The sequence below is a fragment of the Microbacterium commune genome, assembly GCF_014836945.1.
Lineage (GTDB): Bacteria > Actinomycetota > Actinomycetes > Actinomycetales > Microbacteriaceae > Microbacterium > Microbacterium commune.
Map to the genome: position 1 here is coordinate 1407423 of NZ_JACSPX010000001.1, position 25306 is coordinate 1432728.

The window sequence follows — 25306 nt, forward strand, 5'->3', positions numbered from 1 at the left end:
GCGTGCCGGCGGGGATTCCGAGGGTGAGCGCCGCGGCGATCGCGGGGCGATCACGTCGACGTCGCGCGCGGACGCGCTGATCTCAGGCGAACCGACGGCGAGGCCTCGGAATCGTCGGGAAGGGCGATTCCGGGGGCGGCTGCTCAGGCGCCGTGGGCGTACCAGTTTCCCCAGGCGGTGGAGCTCTCGACGGGGGCGGTGGCGTGAACGTGAACGTGCTGCAGCATCGCGGCCCCTCTCTGCGCTGAGCTGAGGAGAATCCTCATGGTGTCGGTCAGTGTAATCGGCCCGCTCGGGTTCGGTCAAGGCGAGCGGGTTGCCCTTCGCCCGTTCGACATCTAAACTTGAGTCAAGGCAACTCAAGTTTGAAGGAGTCTCCCTCCAGGAGGAACGAATGACCAACCCGCCACAGTCTGAAGAGCAGCAGAGCGCGCTCGAGCAGTTCGGCATCAATCTCACCGATCGCGCCCGCCAGGGCAAGCTCGATCCGGTGATCGGACGCGACAGCGAGATCCGCCGCGTGAGCCAGGTGCTCACCCGGCGCACGAAGAACAACCCCGTGCTCATCGGCGAGCCCGGCGTCGGCAAGACCGCCGTCGTCGAAGGGCTCGCCCAGCGCATCGTCGCGGGAGACGTCGCGGAGTCCCTCAAGGACAAAGAGCTCGTCTCGCTCGACATCTCGGCGCTCGTGGCCGGTGCGATGTACCGCGGTCAGTTCGAGGAGCGCCTGAAGAGCGTGCTCAAGGAGATCACCGAGTCCGACGGCAAGGTCATCACGTTCATCGACGAGCTGCACGTGCTCATGGGCGCAGGCGGCGGCGAGGGGTCGGTCGCGGCATCCAACATGCTCAAGCCCATGCTCGCCCGCGGCGAGCTGCGCATGATCGGCGCCACCACGCTCAACGAGTACCGCGAGTTCATCGAGAAGGACGCCGCGCTCGAGAGGCGCTTCCAGCAGGTGTACGTCGGCGAGCCGAGCGTGGAGGACACGGTCGCGATCCTGCGCGGCCTCAAGGGTCGGTACGAGGCGCACCACGGGGTGACCATCTCCGACACCGCGCTCGTGGCATCCGCCGCCCTGTCGAACCGCTACCTGCCCAGCCGGCAGCTGCCCGACAAGGCGATCGACCTGATCGACGAGGCCATGTCGCGGCTGAAGATGGAGATCGACTCGTCGCCCGTCGAGATCGACGAGCTCAAGCGCCAGGTCGACCGGATGAAGCTCGAAGAGCTCGCGCTGAAGAAGGAGAAGGATGCCGCCTCGAAGGAGCGCCTCGCGGCGCTGCGCGAGCAGATGGCGGGACTCGAGAGCGAGCTGCGCGGGCTCGAAGAGCGCTGGGCTCGCGAGCGCCAGGGGCTGAACCGGGTCGGCGAGCTGAAGAAGCAGCTCGACGAGGCCACCACGCAGCGCGACCTCGCGATGCGCGAGGGCGACTACACGAAGGCGTCGCGGCTCGAGTACGAGACCATCCGGCGCCTGAACGCCGAGATCGCCGAGGCCGAGCAGGCCGAGGCCGCGGTCTCGGACGAGGGGCGCATGGTCAACGAGCAGGTCACCGAAGAGGACATCGCCGCCGTGATCGCCGCGTGGACCGGCATCCCGGTCGGTCGACTGCTGCAGGGCGAGAGCGAGAAGCTGCTGCATCTCGAGAGCGAGCTCGGTCGTCGCCTGATCGGTCAGAAGGAGGCGGTGAAGGCCGTGTCGGATGCGGTGCGGCGCTCACGTGCCGGCATCAGCGACCCCGGCCGCCCGACCGGATCGTTCCTCTTCCTCGGCCCGACCGGCGTCGGCAAGACGGAGCTGGCCAAGGCCCTCGCCGCATTCCTCTTCGATGACGAGCACGCGATGGTGCGCATCGACATGAGCGAATACGGCGAGAAGCACTCCGTGTCGCGTCTCGTCGGAGCCCCTCCGGGATACGTCGGGTACGAGCAGGGCGGTCAGCTGACCGAGGCCGTGCGGCGCCGCCCGTACTCGGTGGTGCTGCTCGACGAGGTCGAGAAGGCGCATCCCGAGGTGTTCGACGTGCTGCTGCAGGTGCTCGACGACGGTCGCCTGACCGACGGGCAGGGCCGCACGGTCGACTTCTCGAACGTGATCCTGATCCTCACCTCCAACATCGGCTCGCCCATCCTCATCGACCCGGTCATGTCGCCCCACGAGAAGCGCGAGGCGGTGATGACGCTGGTGCGGCAGTCGTTCCGGCCCGAGTTCCTGAACCGCCTCGACGACATCGTGATGTTCTCGTCGCTCTCGCACGACGACCTCGCCCAGATCGTCGAGCTGGCGGTCGACGGCCTGCAGCGTCGGCTCGCCGATCGTCGGCTGACCCTGGCGGTGACACCGGATGCCAGGGCCTGGCTGGCCGAGCGCGGATACGACCCCGTGTTCGGTGCCCGGCCGCTGCGCCGGCTCATCCAGACCGAGGTGCAGAACCGCCTCGCGACGGCGCTGCTGTCGGGCGGCGCGCGCGACGGCGACACGGTGCGCGTCGATGTCGCGGCCGACGGCAGCGGGCTGGCGCTCACGGCTGACAGCGTGTGACGTGCTGCGGGAGCCCCGCGAGTGAGACTCGCGGGGCTTCCTGCCGTTCTGCTCAGTTTCAAGATGCGGAATAGTTAGTTCGGCTTTTGGAAAAAACCATTGACCTCGGCGCGGACGCGTGGTTGACTCTGGACTACTTCAGCAGCCACGCCGGGGACGGCGTCGACATCCGGGGCGGCCTCGTCATCGAGGACGACCGCGTGATGGCAGACATCCTGCTCGGCGACACACCGACCGGACCGACCGGGTCCGGCCCACGAGACGATCGACACCACGGCGAAGCCGCTCGCGCCCTGCTCGCGCCGGCGCTGACCCGACATTCACCTGATAACCGATCACCCGACACGACGAAGAGGTCGACATGACGAAACAGAAGACGCAGAGCACTGCCCGCCCCGAAGACGAACGCCTGTCCATCGGCGCGACCTTCGGGTACGGACTCCAGCACGTGCTGACGATGTACGGCGGCATCATCGCCCCGCCGCTGATCGTCGGTCAGCTCGCCGGCCTGAGCCCCGCGGAGATCGGCGTGCTCATCGCGTCGTGCCTCTTCATGGGCGGCCTCGCGACCATCCTGCAGACCGTGGGTGTGCCGTTCTTCGGCTCGCAGCTGCCGCTCGTGCAGGGCGTGTCGTTCGCCGGCGTCGCCACCATGGGAGCGATCGTGACGAACGGCGGGGGACTGCCGGCCGTGTTCGGATCGGTGATAGCGGCATCCGTCATCGGTCTGCTGATCGCACCGATCTTCGCCATGGTGATCCGGTTCTTCCCGCCCGTCGTCACCGGTGTCGTCATCACGACGATCGGTCTGACCCTGCTGCCCGTCGCGGCACGTTGGGCGATGGGCGGCAACGCCGCCGCAGACGACTTCGGCTCTCCGCAGAATCTGCTGCTCGCCTTCGTCACCCTGCTGTTCGTGCTGATCCTCAGCAAGGTGCCGATCGGAGCGGTCTCGCGCCTGTCGATCCTGCTCGCCATCGTCGCGGGCACGATCTTCGCCGCGTTCCTCGGCCGCGTCGACTTCTCGCAGGTCGGCGAGGGCGCCATCTTCGCCTTCCCGACGCCGTTCGCGTTCGGCTGGCCGACGTTCGAGATCGCCGCGATCATCTCGATGTTCATCGTGATCCTGGTGACGCTCACCGAGACCACCGCCGACATCCTCGCCGTCGGTGAGATCGTGGGCACCAAGGTCGACAAGAAGCGCATCGCCGACGGCCTGCGCGCCGACATGCTCTCCAGCGCCGTCTCGCCCGTGTTCGGCACCTTCACCCAGTCGGCGTTCGCGCAGAACGTGGGTCTTGTCGCCATCACGGGTGTGAAGAGCCGCTTCGTGGTCACCGCCGGTGGTGTGGTGCTCGTCATCCTGGGCCTGCTGCCCGTGCTCGGCCGCGTCGTCGGCGAGATCCCCTCGCCGGTCCTGGGCGGTGCGGGCATCGTGCTGTTCGGCTCGGTCGCGGCATCCGGCGTCCGCACCCTGGCCAAGGTCGACTACCGCGGCAACATGAACCTCATCATCGTGGCGGCGTCGATCGGCATCGGCATGCTCCCGATCGCAGCTCCCACGATCTACGACCAGATGCCCGACTGGTTCAACACGATCTTCCACTCCGGCATCAGCTCGGCCGCCGTCGCGGCCATCTTCCTCAACCTGCTGTTCAACCACGTCGGCGCCCGCCGCTCGAAGAACGCGAACAGCTTCGTCGCGGCGCCCACGCGCAGCATCCCGGTGCAGTTCCTCGACGCACTCGAGGACGGCGACTCGGTCGTCGACGGCAAGATCGTCGACCGTGAGGGTCAGGAAGTGCCGGTGCGCGTCAGCGAGCACTGACCTCACACCGCTCTGACCCCCGCTGCAGTCGTGTGGCGGGGGTCAGTCGCTGTGCGAGGTCTGCCACGATGCCGGGCCGGTGGAACCGGCGGGGTACTCGTCGAGCGGCGTCTCGCCGCGAGCCCAGGCATCCCGAACCGGCTGGATGATCCGCCAGCACTGCTCGGCCTCATCCGCGCGCACCGACAGCGCGACATCGCCGTCGAGCAGCTCGTCGAGCACCTCCTCGTACGACCGCTGCTGCCCGACGCCGAGCTGCGCGACGAGCTCCTCGTCGCGCAGCGCGAACGGGTCATCGCCTCCCGTCACGTGCAGCCGCAGGTGCATCTCGTCGGGGCCGAGCGAGAAGGTGAGGCGGCCGCCGTCGGCGGGGGTGCCGTTCAGCCCCGGCGGCACGTGCCGCACGGGCTTGAAGGTCACCACGATCTCGGAGCGCTTGCGATCGAGCCCCTTGCCGGAGCGCAGGGTGAACGGCACGCCGGCCCAGCGGTCGCTGGACACCTCGAAGACGACCTCGGCGAGCGTCTCGGTCTGCCGTGAGACGTCGACGCCGTCCTCGTCGCGGTACGAGGGAAGCTCACGGGTGCCGCCGTCGGCGAGATGCTGCGTGCCCGCGGTGTACTGCGCCCGGCGCGAGAAGCGCGCGGGGTCGTCGCCCATCACGTGCGTGGCACGCAGCACCTCCGCTTTCGCGTCGCGCAGATCGCGTTCGCCCAGCGTCGCCGGGGGATCCATGGCGAGCAGGGCGAGCACCTGCAGCAGGTGGCTCTGGATCATGTCGATCATGGCTCCGGCCCTGTCGTAGTAGCGGGCTCGACCTTCGAGGGCGACGGACTCGTCGAAGCGGATCAGCACCTCCTGGATGTGCTCAGCCGACCACACCGGCTCCCAGATGCGGTTGGCCAGGCGCACGCCGAGCAGGTTGAGCAGGGTCGACCGACCGAGGAAGTGGTCGACGCGGAAGATCTGGTTCTCGGGCACCAGCGCCAGCAGCTTGTCGTTGAGCGCGCGGGCGCTCGCCTCGTCCTGCCCGAACGGCTTCTCCATCGCCAGCACGGTGCCCTCGGGCAGCGTCAGCCCGGTCATCGCATCGATCGCGGCGGCGGTGACTGCCGGCGGCAGCGCGAAGTAGAGCACGGTGTTCGGGTCGAGCGTGTCGACGAGGGATGCCACGGCCGAGGCATCCGTCACATCGGCCTGCACGTAGTCGGCGACGCCGACCCGGTCCAGCGCCCCCGGGGAGTCGGAGAACGCCTTCTCGACCGTGGCGTGCCACGTCTCGGCATCCCAGTCCTCGGTCCCCGACCCCCGCAGGGCGACGCGGTGCTTGCGCTCCTTGCCGAGCAGCGTCGCGAGCGAGGGCAGCAGTAGGCGAGAGGTGAGATCGCCGGTCGCACCGAGGATGAAAAGCGTTGTGGTCGTCGACATGGCACCGAGGGTAGTCGCCGCCGGATCGAGCGCAAGGGGGGTGGAGCGGGTTCGACGGCGGTGACAGACTGCGCTCGTGGTGACGCGAATCGAGGACTACGCCCTGCTCAGCAACTGCCGTACGGCGGCGCTCGTGTCGATGGAGGGGAGCATCGACTGGCTGTGTCTGCCGCGACTGGACTCGCCCAGCACCTTCGCCGCGCTGCTGGGCGACGAATCGCACGGACGGTGGATGGTGCGTCCCGACGATCCGGATGCCGTGGCGACCCGTCACTACGACCGTGACACGTTCGTGCTCATCACCCGATGGCAGAGCGGCGATGCCGTCGCCGAGGTGCACGACTTCATGCCCATCGACCCGGACCCGGGTGTGCAGATCCGGCGGACGGATGTCGTGCGCCGCGTCGTCGGGCTGAGCGGCGAGATGACGTTCACGCAGAGCCTGCGCATCCGGTTCGATTACTCCCGAGCGATGCCGTGGGTGCGGCAGACGGGCACCGACGACGAGCCTCAGCTGGTCGCCATGGCCGGGCCCGATGCGGTGGTCGTGCGCGGGGCACGTCTCACGGCGATCGACCACGAGCACCGCGGCGAGGTGCGCGTCGCCGCCGGCGAGGCGCGCGATCTGCAGCTGGCGTGGTTCCCGTCGCACCGCCCCGCACCCGACCCGCTCGATGTCGATGACGTTCTCGAGGCGACGAAGACGTGGTGGCAGAGCTGGGCCGACAGGATCGAGCACTCCGGACCGCACCACGAGAAGGTCGTGCGGTCGCTGCTCATTCTGCGTGCTCTGACGAATCACGAGACCGGGGGGATCGCCGCGGCGGCCACCATGGCGCTGCCCGAGGAGATCGGCGGCGAGCGCAACTGGGACTACCGCTACGTATGGCTGCGTGACGCCGCGCTCACACTCGAGGCACTGCTCGACCACGGCTTCCTCGGCCTCGCCGACAGCTGGCGCGAGTGGCTGCTGCGCGCAGTGGCGGGTGATCCAGCCGATCTGCAGATCATGTACGGCCTGGCAGGCGAGCGCGATCTGACCGAGCGCGAGTTGACCGCGCTGCCCGGCTACGCCGGATCGTCGCCGGTGCGGGTGGGGAACGGGGCGTGGGGGCAGTATCAGGCGGATGTCGTCGGCGAGGTGCTCGTGACCCTCTCGGCCGCCCGCAAGGCCGGTCTTGCCGAGAGCGCGTTCTCGTGGCCGCTCGAGCGCAGCCTGCTGCGGTTCGCCGCGGATCAGATCGATCAGCCGGATCACGGTCTCTGGGAGATCCGTGGGCCGGCGCGCATGTTCACCCATTCGCGGGTGATGATGTGGGCGGCGTTCGACCGCGGTGTGCGTGCGGTGGAGGACTACGGTCTGCCCGGCGCGGTCAAGACCTGGCGCACGCTGCGCGACCGGCTGCGAGAAGAGATCGATTCCCGGGGAGTGCGAAACGGACATTTCACCCAGCATTACGGCACGGACGAGGTGGACGCGTCGCTGCTGCTGCTTCCGGAGGTCGGCTATTGTCGACCCGATGACGAGCGGATGCTGGCGACGGTCGACCGCATCGAGAAGACGCTCATGCACGACGGCCTGCTGTACCGGTACCGCACGTCGAGTGGCGTGGACGGGCTGGCGGGGGAGGAGAGCCCGTTCCTCGCGTGCTCGTTCTGGCTCGTCGAGCAGTACGCGAGCACGGGACGACGCGACGAGGCCGCGCAGCTGATGGACCGGCTCTGCTCGCTGACCAACGACGTCGGGATGCTCGCCGAGGAGTACGACCCGATCGCCGGGCGGCAGCTGGGCAACACGCCGCAGGCGTTCTCGCACCTCGCTCTGGTTCGCGCCGCCGACGCGCTGACCGTCAGCGAGAGCATGCCCCGCTGACGCGGAGAGCGCCGTCCCCGGATCGGGGACGGCGCTCTCGTCGAAAGTGCTCGGGTCAGGCGTTGGCGAGCAGCGTCTCGTCGATCGGCCGACGCACGCGCGGCGCCGACTCGCGCTCCTGCAGTGCCTCGGGCAGCTCCCCGGCATCGCCGAGCTCGCCCAGGGCGATGACGGTGATCGGGGTGAAGCGCTCGCCGAGGTCGGTCAGCTCGCTGATGGCGGCGGGGTCGAACCCGCTCATCTGGTGCACGACGAGGCCGTCGTGGTGGGCCTGCACCGACAGGTGCGCGACCGACTGACCGAGGTCGTAGACGGCGTGCGAGATGGGAGCGCCCTCTTCGTTCGTGGTCTCCGCGACGGCGACGATGAGTGCCGCGGCGTTGCCGGCCCACGCCTGGTTGAAGCCCATCAGCGCGGAGTGGATGCCCCGGTGCAGCTCGGTGCCGCGGCGGGCGACGATGAAGCGCCACGGCTGCGAGTTGTTGGCGCTCGGGCTCCAGCGGGCGGCCTCGAGGGCGGAGGAGAGCTTGGCCTCGTCGATCGGCGTCTCGGAGTCGTAGGCGCGCGGGCTCCACCGGTCGGCGAGCACATCGAGGACGGGATGCTCCGTGGGTGCGGTGCGATCGATCACGGGGGTGCTCATCAGATGAGGCCTTTCGTTATGCGGCTGGTTCGGGCGGACCTCATCGTCCATCCGACACAACCCTTTCATGCACTCGCATATTCCTCGGCATCCGGGGCCGTTTCGCGAGTGGGTCCGCGGGTCAGCCGCGCAGGGCCTCGGCGAGCCGCACCCGGGCGCCCATCCGAAGCAGCGAGTTCTCGTAGATCTTCGCCGCGACGACGATCGCTGCGGCGCACGTCGCGAGCAGGATCACCAGCGACAGAGCGCCCTCCCACCACTGCGCCTCGCCGACGAACATCCGCACCGGCATCGCCACCGGGGCCGAGAACGGCACGTACGACATGATCGTCAGCACCAGCGGGTTGTCGTTGAAGAAGATCACCAGGAAGTACGGCGCCATCACCAGCATCATCAGCGGCATGGTCGTCGAGCCGATGTCCTCCTGCCGTGACACCATCGCCGCCGCGGCCGCGTACAGCGACGCGAGCAGCACGAACCCGAACAGGAAGAACACCGCGAACCACAGGATCGGGGCGCCGACGCCGCTGAGCACGTCCTCCTGGCCGGTCACGATCAGCCCGACGATCGCGATCACGGCCAGCGCGATGATCTGGCCCATCGCGAGCACGGTGTTGCCGAGCACCTTGCCGGCGAGCAGCGTGCGCGTCGGGATCGCCGAGATCAGCAGCTCGACCACCCGGGTCTGCTTCTCCTCGACCACGCTCTGCGCGATCGTGCCGCCGAAGGTCGACGCGGCGATCAGGAACACGAGGCCGAACCCGAGCGCCACCAGGTAGCGCAGCAGCGGGTCGGTGTCGGCCGGCTGCAGCACCTCGACGGTGGGCGACTGCGACAGCATCATCATGAGCCCGGTCGGCGCGCCCTCCTTCGTGAGCACCACGTACCCGAAGCCGGTCGGATCGCCCGGTACGAGGGCGGCCTCCACCTCGCCGCTCGTGACGAGGTCTTCGGCGGCCGCACGATCGGCCACCTCGCGCGGCTCCAGCCCGGGCATCCCGTCGAGCACCGGCGCGGTCTCGGACGTGACGGCGACGGCATCCGCGGTCGGGCTCTTGCTCATGAACCCGCCGAGGAGCACCCCGGCGAGGGCGATCAGCAGCAGGATGCCCGTGGCGATGACGAACGCGCGACTGCGCAGCTTCGCGGTGATCTCGCGCTCGGCGACGAGCCAGACAGCACTGTTCATGCGATGACCTCCTTGAAGATCTGGGCGAGGGAGGGATGCTGCGGGGCGAAGCTCGACACGGCCGCGCGGTCCATGGCCTCGCGCAGCACGCGCTGTGCGGTGTCGGGGGTGTCGACGTCGAACAGCGCGGATCCGCCCTCGAAGTCGATCACGGAGACGCCCGGCTCGCCGCGCAGCCAGCCGGCATCTCCGCCGGAGTGCAGCTGGTAGCGCAGCGTCGAGTGGGCCGAGCGCAGCTCGTCTCGCGAGCCGGCGGCGCGGATCGTGCCTCCGGCGATGATGATGAGGTCGTCGCACAGCCGCTCGACGACATCGAGCTGGTGCGACGAGAACAGGATGGCGGCTCCCGCCGCGGCGCGGCGCTGCAGCACCTCGGCGACCACGTCGACCGCGAGCGGGTCGAGGCCCGAGAACGGCTCGTCGAGGATGAGCACCTGCGGATCGTGCACGAGAGCCGCAGCGATCTGTGCTCGCTGCTGGTTGCCCAGGGAGAGGGCCTCGATCTTCTCGTCGAGGCGTTCGCCGAGCCCGAGCTCCTCGAGCAGCGCGGTGCCGCGCGCGGTGGCGTCGGCCTTGCTGAAGCCGTGCAGGCGAGCGAGGTAGACGACCTGCTCGAGCACCTTCATCTTCGGGTACAGGCCGCGCTCCTCCGGCATGTACCCGAAGCTCTGCCGGTCGTCGGCCGTCGCCGGGTGCCCGTCCAGCGTCACGGTGCCGCCGTCGGCGGCGAGCACGCCGAGGATGATCCGCATGGTGGTCGTCTTGCCCGCGCCGTTGCCGCCGACGAATCCGGTCAGTCGCCCGGGGGCGACGTCGAACCGGATGCCGTCGAGCACCCTGCGCGAGCCGTAGCTCTTGGTGATGCCGTCGAGTCTGAGGAAGCTCATGACTTCACGCTAGGGAAGGCCGGTGGCGCCCGGCATCCCCCCTGCGACGGATTCGGGGTATCCGCCTACCGGCCGAGGTGCAGGGCGGCACGCACGACGAGGCCGGCGACGAGCGCCCAGAACGCGGCGCTGATGCCGAGCAGCGCGACACCCGACGCCGCGACGAGGAAGGTCACGACAGCGGGCATCCGCTCGCCGGGGTCGTCGATCGCCTGCTGCACCGCCGAGCCGAACGCCCCGAACAGCGCCAGGCCCGCCACGGCGGGGATGACGGCGGCGGGGGCCAGCAGCACGAGCGCGGCGAAGACGGCCGACAGCCCACCGAGCACGATGTACGACACCCCCGTCGAGACCCCCGCGATCCACCGGCGCGCGGGATCCGGCTCCGCCTCGGGGGCTGCGGCGAGGGCGGCGCTGATCGCCGCCAGGTTGATCGCGTGACCCCCGGCCGGCGCCCCGAGCGCGGTGCCGATGCCGGTGACGAGCATCGCCGGTCGCCACGGCACCTCGTACCCGAAGCTGCGCATCACAGCGATGCCCGGTACGTTCTGCGACGCCATCGTCACGATGAACAGCGGCAAGGCGATGCCGACGATCGATCCGAGGGTGAAGGTGGGAGCCGTGAAGACGAGGGCGGGCAGCAGCGCCCCCGGGTCGACATCGGTTCCGGATGCCGCGATGCCGGCCACCACGACGACCGTCGCGGTCATGAAGGCCGCCGGCACCGCCCAGCGCGGAGCCAGCCGCGTGACGACCAGCCATGTGAGCACGACCGGCACGACGCCCCACGGGTTCGTGACCATCCCGCTGATCGGGGCGAGACAGAGCGGCAGCAGGACACCGGCGAGCATCGCCTGTGCGATCGACGGCGGGATCGCCGCGACCAGAGCGCCGAGGCGCGGCACGAGGGCGGTGAGCAGGATGAGCGCGGCGACGACGAGGAACGCCCCCACGGCCGCGGGCCAGCCGCCGTCGACGACGCTGACCGCGGCGAGCAGAGCAGCGCCGGGAGTCGACCAGGCCGACGTGATCGGCATGCGGCAGCGCCAGGCGAGGATGATGCACGCGGCGCCCATCGTGAGACTGAGCGCCAGCAGACCGCTGGCGGCTTGAGCAGGGGTCGCGCCGACGGCGTCGAGCCCGGTGAGCACGACGGCGAAGGAGCTGGTGAAGCCGACCAGGGCGGTGACGATCCCCGCAGTGATCGGACGGATCCGCCAGGGCCTCTCCACGGACGTCGATGCGGTGCTCATCGGGTGAGTCCGTGGCGGTGGGCCAGCACGATCGCCTGCACGCGGTCGCGGGCGCCGAGCTTCTGCAGCACGCGGGACACGTGGGTCTTCACGGTCGCCTCGCCGATGAACAGCCCGCGGGCGATCTCCGCGTTGCTGCGGGCGTCGGCCATCAGCGCGAGCACCTCCGACTCGCGGTCCGTGAGCGGTTCGGCGAGGACATGCGCCCGGGCCGGGGTGGTGCGTTCCTGCGCTTCGGCGACGGGCGTCGCGCAGAACCGCGACAGCACGCGGCGGGTCACCTCGGGGGCGAGGATCCCATCGCCCGCAGCGAGCGCTCGGACCGCTGTGATCAGCTCCTCCGGGCCGGCGTTCTTCAGCAGGAAGCCCCCGGCGCCGGCATCCAGCGCGTGGAAGAGGTACTCGTCGCGATCGAACGTCGTGACGATGGCGACCGCGGCGGTGACAGCAGGGTCGGCGACGATGCGCCGGGTCGCCTCGATGCCGTCCATGTCGGGCATCTGCACGTCCATCGTGATGACGTCGGGCTGCAGCCGGGCGGCCAGCTCGACACCCTCGGCCCCGGTCGCGGCCTCGCCGACGACCTCGATATCGGGCTGGGTGCAGAGAATCGCGCGGAACCCGGCGCGCAGCATGGCGTGGTCGTCGACGAGCAGCACCCGGATCATCCGACACCCCCTCTTCCTGCTTTCGAATCGCTCACCTTGTCGCTCCCCGGGCCCGGATGCCGCCAAGTGAGCGATTCGAAAGCAGGGGGCGCCGCGATCGGCACGGTGACCCGCACGCGGAAGCCCCCCTGCGGGCGCGGCTGCAGGTCGATCTCGCCGCCGGATGCCAGGGCGCGCTCGCGCATGCCCAACTGGCCGAGCCCCGGGCGCAGCACGCCGACCGTGCGGCCGCTGTTCACGATCTCCAGCTCCACGGCACCGTGGTTCCAGCGCAGCCGCACATCCGCCGTGGCGCCCGATCCCGCGTGCCGTCGGGCGTTGGTCAGCGCCTCCTGGGCGATCCGGTACAGGTTCACGCCGACCGTCGTCGGCACAGCAGCAGGGTCGCCGATCTCGGTGAAAGCGGTCGGCAGACCGGCATCCGTCGATGCCTGCGCAAGCCGCTCGAGGTCGGCGAGACCGACGGCAGACGGCTCATCCGACCCGCCGTCGCCGGGGTCGCGGAGGGTCTCGAGCAGCTGCCGGAAGTCGCCGATCGCCTCGCGGGACGCGTCTTCCACGCTCGACAGCATCCTCTTCGCCTCGTCGGGGTCGCGGTCGATCATGAGCCGCGCCGCACCGGCCTGTACGCCCATCACCGACACGTGGTGCGCGACGACGTCGTGCAGCTCGCGGGCGATGCGCACCCGATCCAGAGCCACCGCCTGTGCGGCGGTGAGCTCGCGCTCGGCCTCGAGCTCGGCGGTGCGCTGTTCGAGCACGAAGCGCTGCGCGGCGGCGTGCCACGAGCGCTCGCCGAAGTAGTACGCACCGCCGAAGTAGAGCACGTTGATCAGCAGGTTCAGCATCATGAACGCCACGAACGGCGAGAACAGCCCCGCGGCGACGTCGGCCTTGTCCGCCTCATCGATCGCATCGCGATACATCACGATGATCAGCCACACGAACATGCCGAGGATGATCCCGGCCCGCACGAAGAACGCGCGACGGCGGTCGTTCATCCATGCACCCACGGTGTACAGCGCGATGAACATGGCGATGTTGGTGGCGTACACCTCCGGGACGCGCAGCGTGACGCTGGTGAACATGACCAGGGCGATGACGACAGCTGCCAGAGCCGGATACCGCCGGCGCACGATGAGCGGAGCGGAGAGCCCCACCGCCACCAGCAGCGCCCCCCAGAGGGGCGCCTGCTCATCGCTGTAGAGGCCCGAGATGCTCGACAGCGCCGCGCTGATGACCGCGCCGACCAGCATGATCACGGCGAGCAGCAGGTCCTGGCGCCGCTCGCGGTCGGTCGGGGTGCGGCTGAAGACGGCGGACTCGGGCATCTCTCCAACTTACGGATGAGGGGATGCCGGGGCATCCCTCCCACGACGGATGGCGCAGGCGGAGGCGGAACCCGTCAGTCGCTCTGATCGGCGGGAAGCAGGTCGGCGACCGACTGCACGATCTCGTCGGGGCGGAACGGGTACCGCTCGATCTCCGCCCGGTCGCTGATGCCGGTCATGACCAGCACCGTGTGCAGACCGGCCTCGATGCCGGCGACGATGTCGGTGTCCATGCGGTCGCCGATCATTCCGGTCTTCTCGGAGTGCGCCCCGATCTTGTTCAGCGCCGAGCGGAACATCATCGGGTTCGGCTTGCCCACCACGTACGGCTCGCGACCGGTGGCCTTCGTGATCAGCGCGGCGATCGCGCCGGTGGCGGGCAGCGGGCCCTCGGCACTGGGTCCGGTGGCATCGGGGTTGGTGACGATGAATCGCGCTCCGGCGCCGATGAGCCGGATCGCCTTGGTGATCGCCTCGAACGAGTAGTTGCGGGTCTCGCCGACGACGACGAAGTCGGGCCGGGTCTCGGTCATGATGAAGCCCGCCTCGTGCAACGCGGTGAGCAGGCCCGCCTCGCCGATGACGAAGGCCGAGCCGCCAGGCAGCTGCTGGGCGAGGAAGTCGGCGGTCGCGAGCGCGGAGGTCCAGATCCGCTCCTCGGGCACGTGCAGGCCGCTGGCGCGCAGCCGGGCCGAGAGGTCGCGCGCGGTGAAGATGGAGTTGTTGGTGAGCACGAGGTAGGGGACGCCGTCGCGCTCCCACCCGGCGAGCAGCTCGGATGCGCCGGGGATCGCGTCGTTCTCGTGCACGAGAACGCCGTCCATGTCGGTCAGCCAGCATTCGATCTCAGAGCGGTCAGCCATGGCATCAGGCTATCGGCTGTGCCTCCGCAGGAATTCCTGAGGCGGTCAGACGCCCAGCATCCGCTCGATCACGGCGGCGACGCCGTCGTCGGCATTCGAGCCGGCGACCTCGTCGGCGGCATCCCGCACGACGTCGATCGCGTTGCCCATCGCGACGCCGTGCCCGGCCCACTGCAGCATCTCGAGGTCGTTGAGGGCGTCGCCGAAGGCCAGCACCTCGTGCGCCTCGACGTCGAGGCGCCGACACACCTGCGCGAGTCCGGTCGCCTTGGTCACGCCCTGCGCCATCACCTCGACGAACGGCGCACCCGACAGTGTCGACGCGAAGCCCGACAGCCCGAGAGCGTTCAGCGTCGCGTAGATCTCGTCGATCGGAACCGACGCGTGCCGGATCACGAGCTTGAGACTGGGCGAGCCGAGCACCTCGTCGAGTGCGACGCCGCCCATCGTCTCGGGGTCGCGCTTGTGGTCGCTCAGCTGCGCGAGCGCGGCGTAGCCGTGCTGGGCGACGAATCCCTCGCCGGCGTCGCGCACGCTCGCGAAGACCAGATCGGGGATGCTCTTCAGCAGCGCCCGCGCCAGCTCGCCCTGCACATCGGCGGGGATCTCCGCCGCGAACAGGTGCTCTCCGGTCGTCAGGTGCAGGCCGTAGGCGCCGTTGCCGCACAGCGCCCAGGAGTCGAGACCGGCCTGCTCGGCAATCGGCCGCAGCCCGATGGGCTGGCGGGCGGTGACCGGGATCGTCTCGATCCCGGCATCCCGAGCGGCGTCGAGAGCCGCCCTGGTACGCGGCGACACCCCACCGGACTCGTCGAGCAGGGTGCCGTCGAGGTCGGTCGCGATCAGCCGGATGCCCGAGAGCGCACTCACGAGAAGATCATCGGCAGGTCGCCGTCGTCGTCACCACCGCCGAAATCGAGGTCGACGACGACGGGAACGTGGTCGCTCGGCTGCTCGCCCTTGCGCTCGTCGCGGTGGATCGACGCCCCGGTGACGGCGTCGGCGAAGGGCTTAGAGCCCAGCACGAAGTCGATCCGGATGCCCTCGTTGCGGGGGAACTTGAGGCGCTGGTAGTCCCAGTAGGTGTACCCCTCCGGGATCAGCGGACGGACGACGTCGGTCACCCCTGCCGACTCGAGGGCGAAGAACGCCTCACGCTCGGGGGGTGACACGTGCGTCGAGAAGCCCTGCACGATCGCGGGGTCGCCGTTGTCGTGGTCGAACGGGATGATGTTGAAGTCGCCGACCAGCGCGAGCGGCAGGTTCGGGTCGGCGGCGAGCTCGGCGGCGGTCGCGGTGCGCAGCGCCTCGAGCCAGTGCAGCTTGTAGTGGTAGTGCTCGTCGTTCAGCGAGCGGCCGTTGGGCACGTAGAGGCTCCACACCCGCACGCCGTCGACTATCACGCCCAGAGCGCGCGCCTCGAGCGGGGCATCCGGGCCCTCGTGACCCTTCGCGAACCCGGGCTGGCCGGCGAACGAGGTGCGCACGTCGGTCATCGGCAGACGGCTCGCGATCGCGACGCCGTTCCACTGGTTCAGCCCGTGCACCTCCACCTGATAACCGGCCTCTTCGAACGGCTCGTAGGGGAACTGCTCGGGCTTGCACTTGGTCTCCTGGAAGGCGAGCACGTCGATGTCCTCCCGCACGGCGAAGTCGACGGCGCGCGAGACGCGCGTGCGGATCGAGTTGATGTTCCAGGTGGCCAGGCGCATGCATCCAGCCTATTCGGGGCGACGGACAGGCGCCGTCCGACGGCTGCCGCTCTGCGGCTACCGCTCGGCGGGGTCTCCCGTGCCGATCAGCACGCCGCGGGCGAGGGTGTGGAAGTGCCGGTTGAAGCCGAGCACCCCGGGCGTGGATCCGGGCTCGAGGTCGAGGTGGTCGACGTCGAGCGCGTCGACGACGAAGAAGTAGCGGTGGATGCCTGTACCGGCCGGAGGAGCCGCGCCGATGAAGCGCTCCTTGCGGGCTTCGTTCGGCAGCACGATCGCACCGTCGGGGAGGTCTGCCGTGGTGCCGTCGCTGCTGTCGAGGCGGCGCACGTCGGGCGCGATGTCGTAGGCGGCCCAGTGCCAGAAGCCGGATCCGGTGGGGGCGTCGGGGTCGAAGCACGAGATGGCGAAGCTGAGCGTGCCGGCCGGCGGGTCCGACCATTCGAGCGTCGGATGCCGGTCCTCACCCGCCCGATCGGATGACCAGGCGAAGCCGGGCAGCCGCCCGCCCGCCGTGAAGTCGGGGCTGGTCAGCGCGAGCGGGGCGACCGGACGCAGCTCGGCGAGTTCGGCATAGGGATCGAATGAGAACATGTGTGACCTCCTCGACCCACGGTAGGGGAGGAGTGGGCATCCGGCCAGGCGGCGAGCGGTGAATACACTGGATGCCGTGACCCACCTCGCCGAAGACCGCCAGGCCCTGCTCGATCTCATCAAGGACGAGGCCGTGTTCCACGGCGACTTCACTCTCTCCAGCGGCAAGAAGGCGACGTACTACGTCGACATGCGCAAGCTGACGCTCGACCATCGCGCGGCTCCCGCGATCGGGCGCATCATGCTCGACCTCATCAAGGACTTCGACATCGCCGCCGTCGGCGGGCTCACGCTCGGCGCCGATCCGATCGCGAACTCCGTGATGCACGCGTCGGTGGCGACGGAACGCCCGCTCGACGCCTTCGTCGTGCGCAAGGAGCCGAAGGACCACGGCCGAGGCCGCCAGGTCGAGGGCGCCGACATCGCGGGCAAGCGCGTCATCGTGCTCGAGGACACCTCGACCACCGGCCAGTCGGCCCTCAAGGCCGTCGAAGTGCTGCGCCGGGAAGGCGCCGAGGTGCTGGCGGTCGCCGTGATCGTCGACCGCAAGACCGGTGCTCAGGCCGCGATCGAAGCCGAGGGCCTGCAGTGGCTCGCCGCGTACGACCTCGACGACCTGGGCCTCGACCCGCAGTAGCCGCTGTGCCCGCCGGCACCCCGCTGACACCCCGCTGACATTCCGGGGGCCGACACTCCAGATGTCGGACCCATTCGCGGGATCCGTCCGACATCTGGAGTGTCGGCCCCCGATTCGTACGTGGTTCCGGTGTGTCGTCAGCGCTTACCGCGGGGCCGGTCGTCGTCGTCCCAGGGGCCCTCGTACCACTCGCCGCGGTTGTCGCGCTTGCGCGGCTTGAGCAGCTGGATGGTGATGAGCGTCAACGACGCGAGGCCGATGCTGATCAGCACCAGGAACAGCATGTCGCTCTGATTCACGGTCGGTTCCTCCTCGCTCAGCCTAGGCTCAGCCAGATCGCGTGGGCTGCTCCGTCGGGCAGGTCGGCCGGAGCCGTGATCTCGACGCCGACGCTCACACCCGCGTCCTCCAGTCGCTGCAACAGGTCGGGGTCGCGATCGCTCACCCGCAGCACGCGGCCGGTGTGCCCGGCGGGCGCGTCGCCGAGCAGCACGAACGGCTCGCGTACGACGTCGCCGTTCGCGTCGGGGATCGCGTCACCGTGCGGATCGAAGCGCGGGCGTCCGAGGCGCTCGTCGATGGCATCCAGCAGCCGATCGCTGATCGTGTGCTCGAGCACCTCGGCCTCGTCATGCACCTCGTGCCAGGCGTAGTCGAACTCGCATACCAGCCAGGTCTCGATCAGGCGGTGGCGGCGCAGCATCTGCAGGGCGCGCCCCCGCCCGGCATCCGTCAGCTTCACCGCACCGTACGGCACGTGCGAGACGAGACCGGCTGCCGCGAGCTTCTTCACCATCTCGGTCACGCTCGACGGGGCGATGCCGAGGGCGCCGGCGAGCTGCGACGGGGTGATCGGCGCGTCCTGCCACTCGGTGTGGGAGTAGACCGTCTTGAGGTAGTCGTCGAAGGCGGGAGATGCCATCGTCAGCCGCCGAGTGAGACCAGCACGTTGAACGCGGCGTTGCCCGCGAAGAAGAGGATCGCGAACCCGGCGATCGCGGCGAGCAGCGAGAGGCGCCCGTCGTAGTCGTTCACGCCCCGGGTGCCGATGGCGCGAGCCCGGAACGCGAGGAAGAGGGTCAGTGCGCCGAGCGCGAGCTGCACCCACGGGCCACCGGCCGGAAGCAGATCCGGCAGCGCGATGAGCAGCACGCCCAGGGCTCCCGCCCCCAGCGCGAACCACGTGCTCAGCTGCATCGCCCGACGCGCCTCGGAGTCGTCGCGGTGCTTCTTGGCGGGGGAGGAGGGCATGATCTCGAGCCTACCCGGGGCGGTCCGCGCCTCCCTCGCGTGCTGGGGTCACGCGCCGGTCGCGACCAGCCAGAGCAGCACGGCGTTCAGGGCGATCAGCAGCACCGCGAACACGACGCCGAGCACGGTGGTGATGGTGCGGTTGGCGTGCTCGCCGAGGGTGCGGCGCTGGGCGGTGAGCGCGACGAGTGGCACGAGCGCGAACGGGATGCCGAATGACAGCACCACCTGACTGAGCACGAGCGCGAGAGTCGGGTCGAATCCGACGCCGAGCAGCACCAGCGCAGGAATCAGGGTGACCAGGCGCCGGGCGAGCACCGGGATGCGCACGGTCAGCAGTCCGTGCATGATCTCCGCTCCCGCGTAAGCGCCGACGGAGGTCGACGCGAGACCGGACGCCAGCAGCCCGACCGCGAACAGGGTGCCGATCACCGGGCCGAGGCTCGCGCTGATCGCGGCATGCGCGCCCTCGAGCGAGTCGGTGCCGTCGACGCCGGCGAGATTGGCTGCGGCCAGCAGCAGGATCGCGAGATTGACGGAGCCCGCGATGACCATCGCGATCGTGACATCCCAGCGGGTGACGGCGAGCAGCATCCGGATGCCCGGGCGGCCGACCTCGGCGGCGAACCGGTCGCGCGTGAGAGCACTGTGCGCGTAGATGGCGTGCGGCATGACGGTGGCGCCGAGGATCGAGGCGGCGAGAAGCACCGAGCCGCTGTCGGCGAAGCGCGGCAGCATGCCGCCGAGCACGCCCGCGGGGTCGGGCGGTGCGACGAAGAGTCCCGCGACGAACCCGATCACGATGACCGCCATCAGGCCGATGATGACGAACTCGAAGTGCCGTGGCCCGCGCCGGGTCTGGATGGTCAGCAGCACGATTGAGACGGCCCCGGTGATGGCTCCGCCGAGCAGCAGCGGAATGCCGAAGAGCAGATGCAGGGCCACGGCGCCGCCGAGCACCTCGGCGATGTCGGTGGCCATGGCGACGAGTTCGGCCTGCAGCCAGTACGCACGGCGCGCCCACCGATTGCGGATGCGGGTGCCGAGCACCTCGGGCAGGCTCTGCCCGGTGACGATGCCGAGCTTCGCTGACAGGTACTGGATCAGCCAGGCCATCACGTTGCCGACGACGACGACCCAGACGAGCAGGTACCCGTAGCGGGCGCCGGCGGTCATGTTGCTCGCCACGTTGCCGGGGTCGAGGTAGGCGACACCGGCGACGAGGGCGGGGCCGAGCAGCCAGGCGCTGCGCCACCATGACCCTCGCGCTCTCGTACTCTCCACCAGATTTTTAGGCACGCCTAAAAATAGCACTTCCCCTCCGGCTTTCGAATCGCTCAATTGGCGACGGCCGCGGCCCCAGACCGGCAAGGTGAGCGATTCGAACGCGGGGGTGGGGGCGCGGTTAGGCTGGGGACGATGGACGAGACCGGGTCAGAGACGCAGCCGGGATACGGCGTCGGCCCGTGGCCGGGCGAGTGGCCGACCGACGAGCACTACGACCCCGAGCTGCTCGCGCACGGCGACACCCGCAACGTCATCGACCGGTACCGGTACTGGCGGATGGATGCCATCGTCGCCGACCTCGACACGCACCGGCACCCGTTCCACGTGGCGATCGAGAACTGGCAGCACGACATGAACATCGGCTCGATCGTGCGCAGCGCCAATGCGTTCCTCGCCGACACCGTGCACATCATCGGTCGCCGCCGCTGGAACAAGCGCGGCGCGATGGTGACCGATCGGTATCAGCACGTGGTGCACCACCCCGATGTCGCGGCGTTCACGGCGTGGGCGGCGGGCGAGGGCATCCCGATCATCGCGGTCGACAACGTGGGCGAGGCGGTGCCGGTCGACCGTGCCGCTCTGCCCGAGCGCTGCGTGCTGCTGTTCGGGCAGGAGGGGCCGGGGCTGTCGGATGAGGCGCTGGCCGCGGCATCCGGCCATATCGAGATCACCCAGTACGGCTCGACCCGCTCGATCAACGCGAGCGCGGCGGCGGCGGTCGTCATGTACGAGTGGTGTCGCCGATACGCCTGAGCGGATGCCCGGACGGAGACCGCCCGGCGCTTCTCTTGGTACGCAGTCCCGCGTAGGATGGGCCTGAGTCTCACGCGAATGGAGTGCGCCATGGCATCCGACTACGTCCCCCCGGTCGACGACTACCGGTTCCTCTTCGGCGAGGCGTTCGGCGTCGACCTGCCCGCGAGGTCGACCGGCGGTGCGTTCACCGCCGAGGACGCGACCGAGATCGTCGCGGGTGCCGGCGAGTTCGCGGCATCCGTCCTGGCGCCGCTCGAGACGATCGGCGATCGCGAGGGCGCCCGCCTCGAAGACGGACAGGTGCGACTTCCCGCCGGGTTCACCGAGGCGTATCAGGCGTTCGTCGAGGCCGGCTGGGTCAGCGCCGAGGCGCCTGAATCCGCGGGCGGCGACGGACTTCCCGGTTCGATCCGCGCCGGTCTCGGCGAGATCTGGAACGCCTCCAACGCCGCGTTCGCACTGTGCTGGCTGCTGACCGCGGGGCAGATCCACGCGCTCGACGCGGTGGCATCGGACGAGATCCGCGAGACGTACCTGACCAGGCTCGTCTCGGGCGAGTGGACCGGCACGATGAACCTGACCGAGCCCGACGCCGGCACCGACCTGGGCGCGATCCGCACGATCGCGACGCCTCGGCCCGACGGGTCGTGGGGTGTCAGCGGGCAGAAGATCTTCATCACCTGGGGCGACCACGACGTGGCCGAGAACATCGTGCACCTCGTGCTCGCGCGCACGCCCGATGCCCCGGCCGGCGCCAAGGGACTGTCGCTGTTCGTCGTGCCGAAGTTCCTGCCCGACACGTCGGGTGCGCCGGGCGAGCGCAACGCCGTCACCACGGTCGCGCTCGAGCACAAGCTCGGCATCCACGGCAGCCCGACCTGCGTGCTCGCTTACGAAGACGCGACCGGATACCTCGTCGGTGAGGTCGGCGGCGGCCTTGCGGGCATGTTCGTGATGATGAACTCCGCTCGCGCGGGCATGGGATTCCAGGCGACCGGCATCTCCGACCGCGCCTATCAGCAGGCCGTCGCCTATGCGGGCGACCGTCGTCAGGGCGCGGTGCTCGACCGTCCGGCGGGTGCGCCGATCGCCGAGCATCCCGACGTGCGGCGCCTGCTGCTGTCGATGCAGAGTCGTCTGTTCGCCATGCGCGCGCTGGGCGTCTACGTCGGCGACCTGTTCGATCGGGCGGCGACGGACGGCACCGGTGCGCTCGCCGAGTTCTTCGTGCCGATCCTCAAAGGGTGGGCGACGGAGGACGCCGTCGCGCTGACGAGCGACGCGATCCAGGTGCACGGCGGCATGGGCTTCATCGAGGAGACCGGCGTCGCGCAGCACTACCGGGATGCCCGGATCATGCCGATCTACGAGGGCACCACGGCGATCCAGTCGAACGACCTCATCGGCCGCAAGGTGATCCGCGACGGCGGCGCGACCGCCGAAACGCTGTTCGCGCTCATCGGCGAGAACGTCGAGACGCTGCGGGGGCTGGAGCACGAGGTTGCCGCGCGCACGGCCGATCGCCTCGAGCGGGCGGTCGATGCGGCTCGCCGCGCCACGGCGTCGCTGCTCGGCTTCGGCATGACGCGCAACGCGTACGGCGTCAGCGTGCCGTACCTGATGCTGCTCGGAACCCTCGCCGGCGGCTGGATGCACGGCCTGGCGGTCGCTGCTGTGCTGGCGCACGCGACTCCGGACGCCGCAGACGCCGCACGCCTGGTGTCGGCCGACTTCTACGGTGCGCATCACCTGCCGCGCGTGCACATGCTCGCCGAGACGGTCGCGGCGGGTGAGGTCGCCTGACCCGACGGCAGATTCGGTCGCCTCTGGCTGACACCCCCGATCACTGCCGAGACCCCTGGCTACGAACGTCCGCAGCCAGGGGTCTCGGCGTCACGTGGGGGTGTCGGGGAGAGAAAGCTCGGTCAGGCGGCGACCTTCGTCCACGCGTCGGTGCGCACCCGCCAGCCGAGCGTGCCGAGGCGCGCGAGCAGGTACACACCGAAGAACGCGACGGCGAGCCACACCAGACCGGCCGTGCCATCGACACCGGTGGCGGCGATGATCCACAGCACGGGCAGGAACGGCACGAGGTTCAGCAGCCCCGCGATCGCGAGGTAGCGCGCGTCGTTGGCGCCCATCAGCACGCCGTCGAGCACGAAGACGATGCCCGCGACGGGCTGCGCGACCGCGAGTACGAGGAAGGCGGGCTGCACGAGCGCGCCGATGGCGGCATCCCCCGTGAAGACGACGCCGATCACGCCCGACAGGGCGGCGATGGCGGCGCCGACGATCACCCCGAACCAGGCACCCCAGGCGACGGTGCGGCGCAGAATGCGGTGCACCTGGGCGAGATCGCCCGATCCGAGGCTCTTGCCGATCATCGCCTGCGCGGCGATCGCCAGGGCGTCGAGGGCGAAGGCCGCTGTCGAGAAGATCGTGAAGGCGATCTGCCATCCCGCGAGCTCGTGGGTGCCGATGCCGGTCGCCACGGCGACGGTCGCCAGCAGGGCGACGCGCAGGCTGACGGTGCGCAGGAACAGCCATCCGCCCGAGCGGGCCGTGCCCCGGATGCCGCCGCGCTGAGCCTTCATCGATGCGCCGTGACGGAGGGCGAGGCGTCGGATGACGACGACGTAGGCGGCGACCATTCCCCACTGCGCGGCGACGGTGCCGAAGGCGGACCCGGCGATGCCCCAGCCGAGTCCGTAGATGAAGAGCCAGTTGAGCAGCGCGTTGGCGCCGAAGCCGAAGCCGGCGATCCACAGCGGGGTCATCGTGTCCTGCATGCCGCGCAGCAGCCCAGTGGCCGCGAACACGATGAGCATGGCCGGCAGTCCCCACATCGAGATGGTGAGGTAGGTCTGCGCCTCGGTCGAGACGGCGTCGGATGCCCCGAACGCGGCGATCAGTGCGGGGCTGGCGAGGGCTCCGGCGGCGGCGAGCACGGCGCCCAGGCCGAGCGCGAGCCACATGCCGTCGATGCCGACGGAGACGGCGTCGCCGGGCTGGCCGGCGCCGAACCGGCGGGCGACGGCGGGGGTGGTGGAGTACGCGAGGAAGATCATCAGGCCGACGATCGTCTGCAGCACGGCGCCGGCGATGCCGAGGCCGGCGAGGGGGGAGGCGCCGAGGTGGCCGACCATCACCGAGTCGAGGATGAGGAAGGCGGGCTCGGCGACGAGGGCGCCGAGCGCCGGCACGGCGAGCCGCAGGATCTCGCGGTTGAGCGCGGGGGACGGGGATGCGGTGGATGCCACCTCACGAGCCTATGGGGTGGTGCCGACAGGGTTGTCTCGGTGCCGCGTGGTCTCCGACGTCTAGGCTGGTGACTTTGAGGAAGGACACCACATGACGTCTGCATCTGCATTCCGCACACTCGTGCCCGTGGCCGCAGCGATCCTGCTCCTGACGGGATGCAGCGCCGAGCCGACGGATGCGATAGGCAAGCAGCCCGCCGCCAGCACCGGCGCTCAGGATTCCTCATCCGACGCCGCGGGCGCTGCGTCGGGATCAGACGCCGTGTTGGCGGAGGGCACCACCGACCTCGGTGAGAAGGGTGTGATCACCTCGGTGGTCCGCTCGATCACCGCCGATGAGAAGGTGATGCACCTGAGGTACGCGCTCACGCGCGACGGTGGTGACGAGCCCGAGAGCTTCTTCAGTCTCGGCATCGGCCACGCGCCCACGGTGACGGACCTGGCGAACCTCAAGGCCTATCGGCCGTTCTGCGCGGAGGGGAGCTGGACCGGGGATGACAAGCAGATGTGCACGTACACCGTGCTCGGCTCGGTGCCGCACCACGCGAACACCGACCTCGCGCCGGACGCCACGATCGAGGTCGGCGTGCTGCTGCCTGCGCCCGAGGGCCGGCCCGAGACGGTCGACGTCATCCTCGGCGATGGCCTGCCCGGCTTCTCGGCGATCCCCGTCACCTACGTCGACGACGCGCGATGACGCGGATCATCGCCATCGCGCTGGCAGGGGTCCTTGGAGCGCTCGTCGCGACGTCGGCTCATGCCGACACGGATGAAGACACCTACATCGACGCGGAGATCACGCAGACCATGATCGAGGCATCGACGATCGATCTCGATGCTCGCGCCGCGACGGTCGATCTCGACGCGAGCGGAAGCAGGATCGAGCTCGAGCAGACGATCGAGGAGCGCGAGCACCGCACCGTGCGCCTGACCTCTGACCTGCTGTTCGCGTTCGATTCCGCTGATCTCACCGAGGCCGCGCGCGGTGCGGTCGCCGACCTCGCGGCCGGTATCCCCGACGGGGCGGCCGTCACGGTCGACGGACACACCGATTCGATCGGCGACGGCTCCTACAACGACGACCTGTCGCGTCGGCGGGCCGACGCCGTCGCCGCGGTGCTGGCAGAGACGCGACCGGGTCTCGGACTCACCGTCACGGGGCATGGCGAGCGGGAGCTGCTCGTCAAGGAAGGCGAGGGTGACCAGGCGCCGAACCGCCGCGTCGAGGTCGGCTTCGATTCACCCCGAGGTTGATGCCTCGGCGGCGACCGCAGCAGCGTGAACCGCCGTCTCGCATCCCA

At 69.8% G+C, this 25306-nt stretch carries 24 protein-coding genes; 8 read left to right on the plus strand and 16 right to left on the minus strand.

The annotated features are described in order from the left end of the window. Positions 1–394: 394 nt before the first annotated feature. Positions 395–2545, plus strand: coding sequence for an ATP-dependent Clp protease ATP-binding subunit (locus H9633_RS06520; RefSeq protein ID WP_191712511.1), 2151 nt, complete (start codon positions 395–397; stop codon positions 2543–2545). 361 nt (positions 2546–2906) lie between these two features. Next, the gene (locus tag H9633_RS06525) at positions 2907–4373 is read left to right on the plus strand and encodes a nucleobase:cation symporter-2 family protein (protein ID WP_191712512.1); all 1467 of its coding nucleotides are present in this window, start codon (positions 2907–2909) and stop codon (positions 4371–4373) included. A 42-nt stretch (positions 4374–4415) separates the two neighbouring features. Here the strand turns inward: H9633_RS06525 and H9633_RS06530 are convergent, their stop codons facing one another. Beyond that, positions 4416–5801: a glucose-6-phosphate dehydrogenase gene (locus H9633_RS06530; protein WP_191712513.1), complete on the minus strand. Its 1386-nt coding sequence runs from the start codon at positions 5799–5801 to the stop codon at positions 4416–4418. A gap of 76 nt (positions 5802–5877) precedes the next feature. On the opposite strand from H9633_RS06530, the gene H9633_RS06535 reads away from it, so the two are divergent. Further along, on the plus strand, positions 5878–7674 hold the full coding sequence (locus H9633_RS06535) for a glycoside hydrolase family 15 protein (protein WP_318247212.1): 1797 nt from the start codon (positions 5878–5880) through the stop codon (positions 7672–7674). A 55-nt stretch (positions 7675–7729) separates the two neighbouring features. Here the strand turns inward: H9633_RS06535 and H9633_RS06540 are convergent, their stop codons facing one another. The 10 genes from H9633_RS06540 to H9633_RS06585 all read right to left on the minus strand — a co-directional run bounded on the left by H9633_RS06540 (position 7730) and on the right by H9633_RS06585 (position 16814). After that, complete coding sequence (locus H9633_RS06540) at positions 7730–8317, minus strand: nitroreductase family protein (protein WP_191712514.1); 588 nt, start codon at positions 8315–8317, stop codon at positions 7730–7732. 121 nt (positions 8318–8438) lie between these two features. Then, positions 8439–9506: an ABC transporter permease gene (locus H9633_RS06545; protein ID WP_191712515.1), complete on the minus strand. Its 1068-nt coding sequence runs from the start codon at positions 9504–9506 to the stop codon at positions 8439–8441. Next, positions 9503–10393, minus strand: a complete 891-nt coding sequence (locus tag H9633_RS06550) for an ABC transporter ATP-binding protein (protein WP_191712516.1) — start codon at positions 10391–10393, stop codon at positions 9503–9505. Before H9633_RS06550 ends, H9633_RS06545 begins: the two co-directional genes overlap by 4 nt. A gap of 65 nt (positions 10394–10458) precedes the next feature. Further along, entirely contained in the window at positions 10459–11646 is a 1188-nt protein-coding gene (locus H9633_RS06555; RefSeq protein WP_191712517.1) for a benzoate/H(+) symporter BenE family transporter, read from the minus strand. Next, complete coding sequence (locus H9633_RS06560) at positions 11643–12314, minus strand: response regulator (RefSeq protein WP_191712518.1); 672 nt, start codon at positions 12312–12314, stop codon at positions 11643–11645. The genes H9633_RS06555 and H9633_RS06560 overlap by 4 nt, the downstream gene beginning before the upstream one ends. Continuing rightward, positions 12311–13645, minus strand: a complete 1335-nt coding sequence (locus H9633_RS06565) for a sensor histidine kinase (protein ID WP_191712519.1) — start codon at positions 13643–13645, stop codon at positions 12311–12313. Before H9633_RS06565 ends, H9633_RS06560 begins: the two co-directional genes overlap by 4 nt. Positions 13646–13719: 74 nt before the next feature. Further along, positions 13720–14508: an HAD-IIA family hydrolase gene (locus H9633_RS06570; RefSeq protein WP_071642026.1), complete on the minus strand. Its 789-nt coding sequence runs from the start codon at positions 14506–14508 to the stop codon at positions 13720–13722. Between the two features lie 45 nt (positions 14509–14553). Further along, positions 14554–15378: a Cof-type HAD-IIB family hydrolase gene (locus tag H9633_RS06575; protein ID WP_318247213.1), complete on the minus strand. Its 825-nt coding sequence runs from the start codon at positions 15376–15378 to the stop codon at positions 14554–14556. Further along, positions 15375–16220, minus strand: coding sequence for an exodeoxyribonuclease III (locus tag H9633_RS06580; protein ID WP_191712520.1), 846 nt, complete (start codon positions 16218–16220; stop codon positions 15375–15377). Before H9633_RS06580 ends, H9633_RS06575 begins: the two co-directional genes overlap by 4 nt. A gap of 57 nt (positions 16221–16277) precedes the next feature. Then, positions 16278–16814 carry a YbhB/YbcL family Raf kinase inhibitor-like protein gene (locus H9633_RS06585; protein ID WP_191712521.1) on the minus strand — a complete coding sequence of 179 codons (537 nt, stop codon included), beginning with the start codon at positions 16812–16814 and terminating at the stop codon, positions 16278–16280. Positions 16815–16890: 76 nt separating this feature from the next. Between H9633_RS06585 and pyrE the strand changes: the two genes are divergently transcribed. Further along, complete coding sequence (pyrE, locus tag H9633_RS06590) at positions 16891–17451, plus strand: orotate phosphoribosyltransferase (protein WP_071642032.1); 561 nt, start codon at positions 16891–16893, stop codon at positions 17449–17451. 137 nt (positions 17452–17588) lie between these two features. Here the strand turns inward: pyrE and H9633_RS06595 are convergent, their stop codons facing one another. From H9633_RS06595 to H9633_RS06610, 4 genes are read right to left on the minus strand one after another with little or no spacing between them, the layout of a single operon-like run. Beyond that, positions 17589–17750 carry a hypothetical protein gene (locus H9633_RS06595; protein WP_177243801.1) on the minus strand — a complete coding sequence of 54 codons (162 nt, stop codon included), beginning with the start codon at positions 17748–17750 and terminating at the stop codon, positions 17589–17591. Positions 17751–17767: 17 nt separating this feature from the next. Beyond that, entirely contained in the window at positions 17768–18373 is a 606-nt protein-coding gene (locus tag H9633_RS06600; protein WP_191712522.1) for a metal-dependent transcriptional regulator, read from the minus strand. 2 nt (positions 18374–18375) lie between these two features. Next, the gene (locus tag H9633_RS06605) at positions 18376–18702 is read right to left on the minus strand and encodes a hypothetical protein (protein WP_191712523.1); all 327 of its coding nucleotides are present in this window, start codon (positions 18700–18702) and stop codon (positions 18376–18378) included. 48 nt (positions 18703–18750) lie between these two features. Next, a complete protein-coding gene (locus H9633_RS06610) occupies positions 18751–19986 on the minus strand; it encodes an Nramp family divalent metal transporter (RefSeq protein WP_318247214.1) in 1236 nt (411 codons plus the stop codon). Positions 19987–20121: 135 nt separating this feature from the next. On the opposite strand from H9633_RS06610, the gene H9633_RS06615 reads away from it, so the two are divergent. Together H9633_RS06615 and H9633_RS06620 are read left to right on the plus strand one after the other, a co-directional pair. Then, entirely contained in the window at positions 20122–20742 is a 621-nt protein-coding gene (locus H9633_RS06615; protein WP_191712524.1) for a TrmH family RNA methyltransferase, read from the plus strand. 90 nt (positions 20743–20832) lie between these two features. Further along, positions 20833–22548, plus strand: a complete 1716-nt coding sequence (locus tag H9633_RS06620; protein WP_191712525.1) for an acyl-CoA dehydrogenase — start codon at positions 20833–20835, stop codon at positions 22546–22548. A 122-nt stretch (positions 22549–22670) separates the two neighbouring features. On the opposite strand, the gene H9633_RS06625 is transcribed toward H9633_RS06620, so the two are convergent. Then, positions 22671–24005 (minus strand): MATE family efflux transporter, encoded by a 1335-nt coding sequence (locus tag H9633_RS06625; RefSeq protein WP_191712526.1) that lies wholly within the window; start codon positions 24003–24005, stop codon positions 22671–22673. A gap of 91 nt (positions 24006–24096) precedes the next feature. On the opposite strand from H9633_RS06625, the gene H9633_RS06630 reads away from it, so the two are divergent. Both H9633_RS06630 and H9633_RS06635 read left to right on the plus strand, forming a co-directional pair. Next, complete coding sequence (locus H9633_RS06630) at positions 24097–24702, plus strand: hypothetical protein (RefSeq protein WP_191712527.1); 606 nt, start codon at positions 24097–24099, stop codon at positions 24700–24702. After that, positions 24699–25259, plus strand: coding sequence for an OmpA family protein (locus H9633_RS06635; RefSeq protein WP_071642046.1), 561 nt, complete (start codon positions 24699–24701; stop codon positions 25257–25259). The genes H9633_RS06630 and H9633_RS06635 overlap by 4 nt, the downstream gene beginning before the upstream one ends. Positions 25260–25306: the final 47 nt, after the last annotated feature.

Coding starts and splice junctions, on each gene's coding strand:
- H9633_RS06555 (WP_191712517.1), bottom strand. CDS start 11,646: ATGAGCACCGCATCGACGTCCGTGGAGAGGCCCTGGCGGATCCGTCCG.
- H9633_RS06620 (WP_191712525.1), top strand. CDS start 20,833: ATGGCATCCGACTACGTCCCCCCGGTCGACGACTACCGGTTCCTCTTC.
- H9633_RS06570 (WP_071642026.1), bottom strand. CDS start 14,508: ATGGCTGACCGCTCTGAGATCGAATGCTGGCTGACCGACATGGACGGC.
- H9633_RS06560 (WP_191712518.1), bottom strand. CDS start 12,314: ATGATCCGGGTGCTGCTCGTCGACGACCACGCCATGCTGCGCGCCGGG.
- H9633_RS06565 (WP_191712519.1), bottom strand. CDS start 13,645: ATGCCCGAGTCCGCCGTCTTCAGCCGCACCCCGACCGACCGCGAGCGG.
- H9633_RS06550 (WP_191712516.1), bottom strand. CDS start 10,393: ATGAGCTTCCTCAGACTCGACGGCATCACCAAGAGCTACGGCTCGCGC.
- H9633_RS06520 (WP_191712511.1), top strand. CDS start 395: ATGACCAACCCGCCACAGTCTGAAGAGCAGCAGAGCGCGCTCGAGCAG.
- H9633_RS06525 (WP_191712512.1), top strand. CDS start 2,907: ATGACGAAACAGAAGACGCAGAGCACTGCCCGCCCCGAAGACGAACGC.
- H9633_RS06600 (WP_191712522.1), bottom strand. CDS start 18,373: ATGGCATCTCCCGCCTTCGACGACTACCTCAAGACGGTCTACTCCCAC.
- H9633_RS06615 (WP_191712524.1), top strand. CDS start 20,122: ATGGACGAGACCGGGTCAGAGACGCAGCCGGGATACGGCGTCGGCCCG.
- H9633_RS06530 (WP_191712513.1), bottom strand. CDS start 5,801: ATGTCGACGACCACAACGCTTTTCATCCTCGGTGCGACCGGCGATCTC.
- H9633_RS06585 (WP_191712521.1), bottom strand. CDS start 16,814: ATGTTCTCATTCGATCCCTATGCCGAACTCGCCGAGCTGCGTCCGGTC.
- H9633_RS06605 (WP_191712523.1), bottom strand. CDS start 18,702: ATGCCCTCCTCCCCCGCCAAGAAGCACCGCGACGACTCCGAGGCGCGT.
- H9633_RS06630 (WP_191712527.1), top strand. CDS start 24,097: ATGACGTCTGCATCTGCATTCCGCACACTCGTGCCCGTGGCCGCAGCG.
- H9633_RS06540 (WP_191712514.1), bottom strand. CDS start 8,317: ATGAGCACCCCCGTGATCGATCGCACCGCACCCACGGAGCATCCCGTC.
- H9633_RS06545 (WP_191712515.1), bottom strand. CDS start 9,506: ATGAACAGTGCTGTCTGGCTCGTCGCCGAGCGCGAGATCACCGCGAAG.
- H9633_RS06580 (WP_191712520.1), bottom strand. CDS start 16,220: ATGCGCCTGGCCACCTGGAACATCAACTCGATCCGCACGCGCGTCTCG.
- H9633_RS06635 (WP_071642046.1), top strand. CDS start 24,699: ATGACGCGGATCATCGCCATCGCGCTGGCAGGGGTCCTTGGAGCGCTC.